The 11,252-nt window shown below is 63.0% G+C and carries 7 protein-coding genes; 5 read left to right on the forward strand and 2 right to left on the reverse strand.

The features are described 5' to 3' along the window. Nucleotides 1-2: 2 nt before the first annotated feature. The 5 genes from gltB to DW037_RS08345 all read left to right on the forward strand — a co-directional run bounded on the left by gltB (nucleotide 3) and on the right by DW037_RS08345 (nucleotide 10,220). A complete protein-coding gene (gene gltB, locus DW037_RS08325; protein ID WP_117629564.1) occupies nucleotides 3-4,700 on the forward strand; it encodes a glutamate synthase large subunit in 4,698 nt (1,565 codons plus the stop codon). 5 nt (nucleotides 4,701-4,705) lie between these two features. After that, nucleotides 4,706-6,187 carry a glutamate synthase subunit beta gene (locus DW037_RS08330; RefSeq protein WP_117629565.1) on the forward strand — a complete coding sequence of 494 codons (1,482 nt, stop codon included), beginning with the start codon at nucleotides 4,706-4,708 and terminating at the stop codon, nucleotides 6,185-6,187. Nucleotides 6,188-6,539: 352 nt separating this feature from the next. After that, nucleotides 6,540-7,247, forward strand: coding sequence for a hypothetical protein (locus DW037_RS08335; RefSeq protein WP_117629566.1), 708 nt, complete (start codon nucleotides 6,540-6,542; stop codon nucleotides 7,245-7,247). A 99-nt stretch (nucleotides 7,248-7,346) separates the two neighbouring features. Further along, on the forward strand, nucleotides 7,347-8,441 hold the full coding sequence (locus DW037_RS08340) for a hypothetical protein (RefSeq protein WP_117629567.1): 1,095 nt from the start codon (nucleotides 7,347-7,349) through the stop codon (nucleotides 8,439-8,441). A gap of 408 nt (nucleotides 8,442-8,849) precedes the next feature. Further along, nucleotides 8,850-10,220 (forward strand): amidohydrolase family protein, encoded by a 1,371-nt coding sequence (locus tag DW037_RS08345; RefSeq protein ID WP_233505678.1) that lies wholly within the window; start codon nucleotides 8,850-8,852, stop codon nucleotides 10,218-10,220. 91 nt (nucleotides 10,221-10,311) lie between these two features. Here the strand turns inward: DW037_RS08345 and DW037_RS08350 are convergent, their stop codons facing one another. Together DW037_RS08350 and DW037_RS08355 are read right to left on the reverse strand one after the other, a co-directional pair. Continuing rightward, nucleotides 10,312-10,785 carry a hypothetical protein gene (locus DW037_RS08350; protein WP_117629569.1) on the reverse strand — a complete coding sequence of 158 codons (474 nt, stop codon included), beginning with the start codon at nucleotides 10,783-10,785 and terminating at the stop codon, nucleotides 10,312-10,314. Nucleotides 10,786-10,931: 146 nt separating this feature from the next. Beyond that, nucleotides 10,932-11,204, reverse strand: coding sequence for a metal-sensing transcriptional repressor (locus DW037_RS08355; RefSeq protein WP_117629570.1), 273 nt, complete (start codon nucleotides 11,202-11,204; stop codon nucleotides 10,932-10,934). Nucleotides 11,205-11,252 lie beyond the last annotated feature (48 nt).

Here is an 11,252-nt window from a genome sequence, read left to right on the forward strand (position 1 = left end):
CGATGCAGGCAGATTCCGCTCAGCAGCAGGGCCTTTATCGCCCCGAATTCGACCACGATGCATGTGGCATCGGCGCGCTTGCCGATATCAACGGTGAGCGCCATCACCAGATTCTGGACGACGCACTGTCCATTCTGGTCAACTTGGAGCACCGCGGCGGCACGGGACTCGAGAAGAATACCGGCGATGGCGCTGGCATCCTGTTCCAGGTTCCGCATCACTTTTTCCGTAAAGAGGCTCAAAAGTGCGGTCAGATTCTGCCGGCAGAGGGCGACTATGGCGTGGCCATGCTGTTCTTCCCGCAGGACGACAAGGGCGTAGAGGATGCCCGCCGCGTGTTTGAGGAGGGCTGTGCCGAGGCCGGCGTGCCGCTGCTCTTTTGGCGCGAGGTGCCCGTCGACCCGCACGACCTGGGCGAGACGGCCCGCGCCTGCATGCCCACTATCCTGCAGGCCTTCCTGGGCCGTCCGGACGACACGCCCGCCGGCGATGCCTTTGAGCGTCGCCTGTACGTGTGCCGCCGCACCATCGAAAAGAAGGCCGATGCCGAGTTTGCCCTGCGAGACAAGATCTTCTACGTGTGCTCCATGAGCTCGCGCACCATCGTGTACAAGGGCATGCTGGTCGCCACGCAGATGCGCCGCTTCTTCATCGACCTCAACGACGCCGCCGTCAAAACGGCCGTGGCGCTCGTCCACTCGCGCTACTCCACCAACACCACGCCCAGCTGGGAGCGTGCGCACCCCAACCGCTTTATCATCCATAACGGCGAGATCAACACCCTCAAGGGCAACGTCAACTGGATTCGCGCCCGCGAACCCAACCTGTACAGCCCCGTGCTGCAGCACGATCTTGAGCGCGTGATGCCCATCATCAACCGCGAGGGTTCCGACTCCGCGATTCTGGACAACGTGCTCGAATTCTTGGTCATGAACGGTCGCCCGCTCACGCGTGCCGCGTCCATGTTGCTGCCCGAGCCGTGGGACCACAACGATAGCCTGAGTGAGGAGCGCCGCGCCTACGACGCTTACCAGTCCATGCTCATGGAGCCCTGGGACGGCCCGGCGGCCATCGCCTTTACCGACGGTCGCACGCTGGGCGCCGCCCTCGACCGCAACGGCTTGCGCCCCGCCCGCTACTACGTGACGCGCGATGGCCGCTTTATGCTGGCAAGCGAGGTGGGCACCATCGAGGTGAGCCCCGAGAACATCCTGACGAGCGGCTGCCTGGGACCGGGCCAGATGCTCGAGGTCGATTTTGCCCGCGGCCGCGTGATCTACAACGACGAGCTGCGCGCCCGCTATGCCAAGGAGAAGCCCTACCGCGACTGGATTGCCGAGGAGACACTGACCGTCGACGCGCTCGATGAGCCCGCCGCGCCCGCGCCCGCCGAGGATGCCGAGGTGCCCGCCGCCGTGCGCATGGCCAAGCTCGGCTATCACTGGGATGATGTTGACGAGGTCGTGCGCCCCATGGCCCAGCAGGGCAAGGCCCCGCTCGCCTCGATGGGTATCGATGCGCCGTTGGCCTGCCTGTCCAAGAAGACGCGTTCGTTCTTTGACTACTTCTATCAGCTGTTCGCTCAGGTCACGAATCCTCCGATCGATGCCCTGCGCGAGCACATGGTGACTTCGACCACGCTCTACCTGGGCAACCACGGCAACCTGCTCGAGGATTCCCGCACGGCCTGTCAGCTGGTGCGCTTGGAGCGCCCATTGCTCAACGAGGAAGAGTTCGAGCATATCTGTGCCATCGACCGTGTTGGCTTTAAGACCCGTCGTTTCCGTGCCGTCTACCGCCGCGATGCCGGCGAGGGCGCGCTGCAGGCTGCGCTCAAACAGCTTGCCGAGGACGTTGAGGCTGCGGTCCGCGACGGCGTGAACATTGTGGTGTTGAGCGATCGTGCCGCTGCGGGCGAGGTGCCCGTGCCGTCGCTGCTCGCCGTGGGCTGCGTGCACAACCACCTGATCCGCGCCGGCGTTCGTACTTTTGCCGACATCGTGGTGGAGTGCGGTGACGCCGTGTCCCCGCACGACTTTGCGGCACTGGTGGGCTACTCCGCGAGCGGCATCTATCCGTACAACGCACATGCGTGCATCCGCGATCTGGCGGCACGCGGCGACCTGGACGTGACGGCCGAGCAGGGCATCGCCAACTACAACAAGGCTGCGACCGCCGGCATCGTCTCCATCATGTCCAAGATGGGCATCTCCACGGTGCAGAGCTACCATTCGGCGCAGATCTTCGAAGCCGTGGGCTTTACGCCGGAGTTCGTCAACGCGTACTTTGCCGGCACGGTGAGCCGTGTGGGCGGTATGGGTGTCGAGGACGTTGAACGCGAGCAAAACGAGCGCTACGACGCCGCGCTCGCTATCCTTAAGAGCCCGGCTCCCGATCAGCTGCCCACGCTGGGCCTGACCAAGTGGCGCCCGCTCGGCGGCGAGGAACACCTCATCGACCCCCAGACCGTCTACCTGCTGCAGACCGCCTGCCGTGAGGACAGCTACGACACCTTTAAGGAGTACAGCGCCCGCCTGCACCGCACCGGCCGTGCCGTGCGTCTGCGCGACTTGCTCGACTTTGATGCCAGCGGCCGCACGCCGGTTTCGCTCGACGAGGTCGAGCCCGCGCTCAACATCGTCCGCCGCTTTAACACCGGCGCCATGTCGTACGGCTCCATCAGCAAAGAGGCGCACGAGTGCATGGCCATCGCCATGAATCGCCTGCACGGACGCTCCAACTCGGGCGAGGGCGGCGAGGACCCGCGTCGCGAGACCCCGCTGGCTAACGGTGACTCCAAGAACTCCGCGATCAAGCAGGTGGCAAGCGCGCGCTTTGGCGTGACGAGCCGCTACCTGTGCAGCGCCTTCGAGATCCAGATCAAGATGGCCCAGGGCGCCAAGCCCGGCGAGGGCGGTCACCTGCCCGGCAAGAAGGTCTACCCCTGGATTGCCGAGGTCCGTCAGTCCACGCCCGGCATCGGCCTGATCTCGCCTCCGCCGCATCACGACATCTACTCTATCGAAGACCTGGCCGAGCTCATCTTCGACCTTAAGAACGCCAACCCCGGCGCGCGCGTGTCGGTCAAGCTGGTCAGCGAGGCCGGCGTCGGCACCATCGCCACCGGTGTGGCCAAGGGTGCTGCCGACAAGATCTTGATCAGTGGCCACAACGGCGGCTCGGGTGCCGCTGCGCGCGACTCTATCTGGCATGCGGGACTGCCGTTGGAACTTGGCCTTGCCGAGGCCCAGCAGACGCTGCTGCAAAACGGCCTGCGCTCACGCGTGGTGCTCGAGGCCGACGGCAAGCTCATGGACGGCACCGATGTTGCCGTCGCCTGCCTGCTGGGCGCCGAGGAGTTTGGCTTTGCGACCATGCCGCTCATCTCGATGGGCTGCTTCATGCAGCGCGACTGCCAGCAGGATACCTGCCCCGCCGGCATCGCGACGCAAAACTGTCGCCTGCGTCGCGGCTTCCGCGGCAAGCCCGAGCATGTCGAGCACTTTATGCTCTTTGTTGCCGAGCAGCTGCGCGAGGTCATGGCGAGCCTGGGCTTCCGCACCGTCGACGAGATGGTCGGCCATCCCGAGTGCTTGCGCCAGATCGAGGTCCCGGGCAACCGCAAGGCTAACCTGCTCGATCTGTCGCCCGTGCTGGCGAGCGCGACCTGCGAGTTCGGTGCCCACATCTCGGGTGCCGACGGCCGTCACTTCCTGCCCCAGATGGCTGCGGACAGCGAGCTCGACAAGACGCTCGACTCCACGCTGTTTGTGCCTTACACGGCCGACGCTCGCGCGCACCTGCGCCCGATTCGCTTCCGCGCCGATATCGCCAACGTCAACCGCTGCGTGGGCACTATCCTGGGCAACGCGGTGACCAAGGCACATCCCGAGGGCCTGCCCGCCGGCTCCATCACCATCGATTGCGATGGTTCGGCCGGTCAGAGCTTTGGCGCCTTCCTGCCGCGCGGCATTACGCTCAACGTGTGCGGCGACGCCAACGACTACTTTGGCAAGGGCCTTTCGGGCGGCGAGGTGTCGGTGCGCCCCAACCCGCATGCGACCTACAAGTTCGACGAAAACATCATCGTGGGTAACGTTGCGTTCTTTGGCGCCACGAGCGGCCACGGCTTCATCAACGGCCTGGCCGGCCAGCGCTTTGGCGTACGCAACTCCGGTGCCACCGTGGTGGTCGAGGGCTGCGGCAACCACGGCTGTGAGTACATGACGGGCGGCCTGGCGCTCATCCTGGGCGAGGTCGGGCAGAACTTTGCCGCCGGCATGACGGGCGGCGTGGCCTATGTCTTTGACCAGTACGGCACGCTCGATGCCCGCGTGAACCACGAGAGCGTTGAGCTCAAGGCCCCGACGGCCGGCGAGCTGGCACAGATTCGCGAGCTCATCCAAGAGCACGTGGACGCGACGCAGAGCCCGCGCGGCATCAAGCTGCTCTACAGCTTTGAGACGATGAGCAAGCACTTTGTGAAGGTCATTCCGACCGAGTACGAGCGTGTGCTGGCGATTGTCGCTGCGAGCGAGGCCGTCGGCAAGACGCATGCGCAGGCAGAGGAGCTGGCGTTTGACATTGTGACCGGTCGCGCGAGCGCCGCGGATGTCGCTCGCTTCGATATTGCGGGCGGTGCTGCGGGTGCTGCGTCCGTGGCCGCCAGCTCTGTTGCTTCGACCAAGAAGGAGGCGTAAGTGCTATGGGTAAGCCCGGTGCTTTTCTTGATATCGATCGCGTGACCCACGAGCTTCGCCCCGTGGAGGAGCGCAGCCGCGATTTCGATCCGCTGTACGTGGAGCTTGACGACGATGCACGCCGTGCCCAGGCGAGCCGCTGCATGATGTGCGGCGTGGCGTTTTGCCAGATGGGCGCGAGCTTTGGCAAGGCACGCCCGAGCGGCTGCCCGCTGCACAACCTGATTCCCGAGTGGAATGAGTTGGTGTACCGCGGCCGCTGGGACGAGGCGGCCGAGCGCCTGTCGCTCACCTCGCCCATGCCCGAGTTCACGAGCCGCGTGTGCCCGGCGCTGTGCGAGGCCGCGTGCAACCTGGGTTCGGTCGATGGCCAGCCCACGACGATCCATGACAACGAGCGTGCGATCAGCGACCATGAGTGGGCAAACGGCGGCCCGCGCCGCTTTGAGCCGGCAGGGGAGGACGCGCCCTCGGTTGCCGTGGTGGGCTCCGGTCCTGCTGGTCTGGTGGCAGCATGGGAGCTTGCGCGTCGTGGCGCCCGCGTGACGGTGTTTGAGCGCGACGACCGCCCGGGCGGCCTGCTCATGTACGGCATTCCTAACATGAAGCTCGAGAAGTCCGTTGTCGAGCGTCGCGTGGCGCTCATGCGCGAGCTGGGCATTGTGTTCGAGCTGAGTGCTGATGCGAATGACCCTGCGGTGGCGGCCAAGCTCAATGGCTTTGACGCCGTCGTGGTGGCTGCTGGTGCCCGCGCTCCGCGTGGGCTTTCGGCTGCGAACGTGGATGCTCCCGGCGTGGTGTATGCCGTGGACTACCTGACGGCTTCGACCGTCTCGGTGCTCGACGGCGGCGAGCCCGCGGTGAACGCGCGCGGCTTGGACGTCGTGGTCATTGGCGGTGGCGATACGGGCAACGACTGCGTAGGTACCGCGGTGCGCCAGGGTGCGCGCAGCGTGCGCCAGTTTGAGTTCTTGCCGGCTGCGCCCGATAAGCGTGCGGCGAGCAACCCTTGGCCGCAGTGGCCCAATGTAAAGAAGACCGACTACGGCCAGCAGGAGGCCATTGCCGCCATGGGCGGCGAGATGCGTGCCTGGGGCGTGGATACCCTCGAGGTGCTGCTGGACAAGAAGGGCGCGGCTGCGGGTCTGCGCGTGGTCGATCTGGACTGGTCGGCGGGAAAGCCCGAGCGCATCGCGGGTTCCGAGCACGAGGTGCCGGCGCAGCTGGTGCTCATCGCCTGCGGCTTTACGGGCCCGGAGCACGGTGTGTTCGACGCCGTTGGCGTGTCTGTTGCCACCGCTGGTCGTCCGCTGCCGGTGATGGCTGCCGAGGGCTCGCACCTCGCGGCTCGCACGGAGGGTGTCGCCGCGGATGCCGCGCCGGTGTATGTGGCGGGTGATGCCCGCAACGGCAGCTCGCTCGTGGTGAACGCCATGGCCGATGCCCTGGCCTGCGCTGCCGAAGTCGCAGACGCGCTGGAGCTGTAAAGTAGTCATTTAAGAACGTCCCCAATGACTGGTCATTTTTGTCTAGTCGTTGGGGACACTCTTTGCGAGCGATTTGCTCGTTTGTCGACGTGTGGGTGCTCATTTGCCGACTTCTTGGGCTGTGGCCACCTGTTGTTTCTGTGGTGGCTGCGGGCATCTGGCTCAAAAGGGCGAGTTGGCTGTCTATGTTTACCTGCTGTTTTGTTGCGGTGTGCATTTTCGGTCAAGCTTTTCGTCAAGTGTTTGGTCAGCATCTGGTTTGCTGCCGGAGGCCTATTTTGCCCGCGCTGGTCGTGGCTGCCCACCCTCCTCGTAAGCTCAAATTGAGGTCCATCAGTTTGAGGAGGATGCCATGACTGACCACGCTTTTGACCGAGCAGAGCTGGCTGAAGCTGTCGGCAACGATATTGCCGACATGGCTCACTTTTGGATGCTGCGGAAGTTTCAATTCCTGGAGCCGGCGCGCGAACAGTTCGAGATCATTGTCGACCCGTGGCTCAGCTATTGCGCCGAGCCTTCGCAAAACGAAATCATGGCCTACAACATGGCGTTTACCGATTGGCTGCTGTTTGAGCGCCCCTATCGCCATGGCAAAACGCTGCTCGAGCTATATGTTGACGAGCCGCCGGCATCGCTTTCGCCTGCCTCGCTCAAGCGGCTCGAGCAGGTACGCGACACGCAGTATTTCTCGCGCTTTGGCATTTTGGACAAGAATCCTGCGTCCGGCATGGTCGTGCTGAAGGACACGCGCACCGATCATCGCTTTGATGTCTACGATTCGCATATCGTGCAGAAGGAGCACTGGAGTGACGGCGCGATTGCGGTGCGCCTCGCCTGCGTCGACGATGTCTGGCTTACGGCGGGACAGCTCTACCTGTATGACATCGCGCGGCTGAGCGATACGGCGGTCGATGGGCCGGGTGCGGTGCATCCGGAGGACCTGCAGGACGGCTTTGACACCTCGTGCATCTGCTTCTTCTTGCGTCTGGTCCGCGACATCATGGGCGCCCAGGGGCGGTACGTAAAGTCGCTCAACATCTACGAGCAGGAGTGGGAGTAGGGGATGGGTAGTTGTCGCCTGCCTTGCCTTTTGCCTTTTTGTCTCGATCTGTAACGTTTGGGGGCAAAACACCGGTCTACCTGTTACAGATCGAGACGTTTGTCGGCGGCAGCGGCGGCGGCGATGGCCCATTTCTCCGATGTGGTGGTGATGAAAGTGTCTAATACCGTTCTTAAACATATGCAGGCGACACGTAACACCTTGGCGCGGAATAGGATGCTTGCCAGGCTCGCGAAGGCGGCTGAACAAGGCATGCTGTTTGTGACGCACGACCATGCCGAGCTCATGTGGCTGCGGCGTCATGTGGGAACCGATGATATTGCGGAGCCCGAGCCGTATTTGTTCTGCTTGCAACATGATTGGGTTGTACTGACGCCGGCGGAGCGAGCACTGCGGACCATCAAAGGGCTTGCAGAATTTCATCCCGATTGGGCGTTTTGGGGTTATGACGCGGCACTTTTGTGGGGTCTGGAGGTGACGAATGATCTGCTTGGACCGCGATTTCTTGTTAAGACAGGTTGCTCGGTGCCGCTGAGTGCGGGATGCCGGCTGTTGCGTCCGCAGGCGGCGGGTGCGCTTGAACAAGTCGACGGCGTGCGGGTGACGCCGTTTTGGCGCACGGTAGAGGATTGTCTGCTGCGTGCGCCGTTTTCGTATGGTCTGGCGATCGCCGATTCTGCGCTGCGGGCGAAGGGCATATCGCGCGACGACCTCTGCGAACGGCTCCAGGCCGATTGCGAGGGCAGACGCGGGTATCGCAGAGCTCAGGTGATTGCGTCGCATGCGGACGGGCTGTCCGAAAACGGTGGCGAGTCTCGTATTCGGGCGTTCTTTATTGCATACGGTTTTCCGGTGCCAGAGTTGCAAGTGGAGTTTCGTGACCCGCTTGATCCGAGCCAAGTGTTTCGCGTCGACTATTTGTGGAGGCTCGAGGACGGAACGTGCGTGATTGGCGAGTTGGACGGAAAAGGGAAGTATACCTTACAGAACGACGAGGGTCGGGAGTGGGTCGACCCGTTCGTGGCAGAACGTCAGCGGGAGTCCCATCTGACAATGCTCGGGCACAAGGTGCTTCGGTTTACGTTTGATGAGCTCAAGAATCCGGGGAAGCTGGTTGAGAAGATGAGACTGGCGGGTATTCCGCGACGGGCCGATTTGGCTGAGGAATGGAGACGCCAGTGGTATGGGCGCTGAGGGGTGCAACTGACGCGGATGTGGTTGTTCCTGCCGAGTTTGTCTTGATCTGTAACAACAAGGGGCCGTTCGGCCTCGCAACTGTTACAGATCGAGACAGAAGGTTGGCTGCCGCTAAAATATCTCGATCTGTAACATCTAACGGCCGAAAACCGCTCTAACTGTTACAGATTGAGACAAAGGTTGGACGCGGCGCCGAAAGATCTCGATCTGTAACATTTGGAAGGTTAAAGACGGTCCACCTGTTACAGATCTAGACATTTCCCGGATGTCGCTGGAATGGGGCTGCAACGCGTTCCATTCTCCGCATCTCCTCCTTTCTCCGTTAACCGATATGTCCGCAGCAACCCTGCCGAACTGGGTAATAATGGACAAATGTTCAAGTTAATCGTGAGGGAGGAGCTCGATATGGCGACTGCCGATCGTCCCACGTTGTTTATCAATGCGACCGTTCTGGATGGTTCGGAGCATATGGAGCCGCAGCTCGATATGGCCGTGGCCGTCGAGCGTGGCATCATTACCTGGATGGGACCGAGCGCTGTGGCCCAAGCTCCAGCGGGGGCCGAGGTCATTGACCTGGCCGGCGCGTATCTCATGCCGGGTCTCATCAATATGCACGTGCATCTGTGCGGCTCGGGCAAGCCAGTTTCGGCGGGCGATGCGGGTGCGCTGATGAAGAAGCTCGACAATCCCGTGGGCCGCGCCATCGTTCGCCACATCCTCAAAGGCAGTGCCCAGCAGCAGCTGGCAAGCGGCGTGACCACGGTGCGCGGCGCGGGCGACCCGTTGTTTGCCGACATTGCCGTGCGTGACGCTATCGATGCCGGCAAGTATCAGGGCCCGCGTCTGGTGGCGCCGGGAACGGGCGTCACGGTGCCGGGTGGCCATGGTGCAGGCTTGTTCGCTCAGGTGGCTAATAGTCCCGCCGAGGCGGCCGAGCAGGTACGTGATCTGTATGCGCGCGGTGCCGACGTCATCAAGCTGTTCGTAACGGGCGGCGTGTTCGACGCGACCGAGGTGGGCGAGCCGGGCGTGCTGCGTATGCCGGTAGAGGTTGCCGCGGCGGCGTGCAAGGCGGCGCACGAGGTGGGCCTGCCGGTTATGGCTCATGTCGAGAGCACCGAGGGCGTACGCGCCGCGCTTCAGGCCGGCGTCGACACAATCGAGCACGGCGCTCCGATGACCCCCGAGATCCTGGAGCTGTACCGCGGCGCCGCGGGAGCACAGCTCGAGGGACGCGCGCCGAGCGTGACCTGCACGATTAGTCCGGCGCTGCCGTTTGTACTGCTCGACCCGGAGAAGACCCATTCGACCGACACACAAAAGAAGAACGGCGACATCGTGTGTTCGGGCATTATCGAGAGTGCTCGTGCGGCGCTGGAGGCTGGCGTTAAGGTGGGCCTGGGCACGGACTCGAGCTGTCCGTTTGTGACGCAGTACGACATGTGGCGTGAAGTCGCTTACTTTGCCAAGTACGTGGGCGTGAGCAACGCCTTTGCGCTGCATACGGCGACGCAGGTCAATGCCGAGCTGCTGGGCCTAGGCGGCGAGACCGGCACGGTCGAGTGCGGCAAGGCCGCCGATATCCTGGTGACGCACGAGAACCCGCTCGATGACCTGTGTGCTCTGCGTGAGCCAATGCACGTGATGTGCCGCGGCAACCTGGTGCGCAAACTCAAGGTGAAGCGTATTCCCGAGGTGGACGCCGAGCTCGACGCGATTATGGCCATGCCTGCCGAAGCGCTGGCCGAGGAGCTCGCCCGCGACGGCGTGGCATAGGTGTGACAAAGGGGCGGCCCCTATGCCGCGTTCAAAAAAACCGAGGTCTCCACACGGGGCCTCGGTTTTTATTCTTCCTATGGTGTAGCTGCTAGGAGCGTGTCTCCATCTTGGCGTGGCACTTGGGGCAGGTGACGCGGATCTTGCCCTTGCCCTTGGGGACGGACAGCATCTGGCCGCAGTTGGGGCACTTGAGGTAGGCCGTGGTCTTGCGACCCTTCCACATCTTCTTTGCCGTGCGCTTGGCACGCTCAAAGTCTTCCTTGCTCGTTCCAACTGCGCGCGAGGTGCTGGCCGCTGCAGTTCCACCGCCCAGGCTGGCGACGAACTTGCCCAGGCAGGGGACGTTGGCAGTCGCGGCAACGAAGGCATCATTTTCCTTGCGGCGGGCGTCGATGTTTTTGGACAGGCCGCGCAGCACGCCGAGCACGATCACGGCGATGGCGATCCAGCCGAGCCACTGGATACGGGCCATCGACCCGATCATCGCGATGATAATGCCTGCGAAGCCCAACACGACGGTGAGTTCATCGGCGCCGTTGCGACCCTTCATAAAGTCATTCATGCGAATTGCCTTTCGTTCGATATACTGCACGCCTTTATACCCGATTTAGAGCAAGGGGGACAGGTTAATCTGCACCAGTGTGGTGCAAGCATACCTGTCCCCAGAACACCAAGACGGTGCAAAGAAGATTGTTCCCAATGCCCCAATTACTTGGAGAGCTTGTCGACGACGCGTTCAATCTCGGCAAGCTTGGCGGCCTTGAGCTCCTCGTCGCCCGATTCGATTGCCGAAGTCACGCAGCCTTCGATATGCGCCTTGAGCACGTCGGCGTTGATGCGCGCGAGGAGCGCCTGTGTGGCCATGAGCTGCGTAGAAATATCGACGCAGTAGCGGTCCTCATCGACCATCCGCAGGATGCCGTCGATCTGACCGCGTGCCGTCTTGAGCATGCGGGTCACCGATTTATGGTCTGCCATCATGGCGGGTTCTCGTTTCTGGTCGGGGGGGGGGGGGGGGGCGGGTCGTTA

The organism is Collinsella sp. AF39-11AT (assembly GCF_003474585.1).
GTDB lineage: Bacteria > Actinomycetota > Coriobacteriia > Coriobacteriales > Coriobacteriaceae > Collinsella.

What these genes read in the sequence shown, in the direction of transcription:
- gltB (WP_117629564.1), top strand. Translation starts at nt 3, where the DNA reads ATGCAGGCAGATTCCGCTCAGCAGCAGGGCCTTTATCGCCCCGAATTC.
- DW037_RS08330 (WP_117629565.1), top strand. Translation starts at nt 4,706, where the DNA reads ATGGGTAAGCCCGGTGCTTTTCTTGATATCGATCGCGTGACCCACGAG.
- DW037_RS08335 (WP_117629566.1), top strand. Translation starts at nt 6,540, where the DNA reads ATGACTGACCACGCTTTTGACCGAGCAGAGCTGGCTGAAGCTGTCGGC.
- DW037_RS08345 (WP_233505678.1), top strand. Translation starts at nt 8,850, where the DNA reads ATGGCGACTGCCGATCGTCCCACGTTGTTTATCAATGCGACCGTTCTG.
- DW037_RS08350 (WP_117629569.1), bottom strand. Translation starts at nt 10,785, where the DNA reads ATGAATGACTTTATGAAGGGTCGCAACGGCGCCGATGAACTCACCGTC.
- DW037_RS08355 (WP_117629570.1), bottom strand. Translation starts at nt 11,204, where the DNA reads ATGATGGCAGACCATAAATCGGTGACCCGCATGCTCAAGACGGCACGC.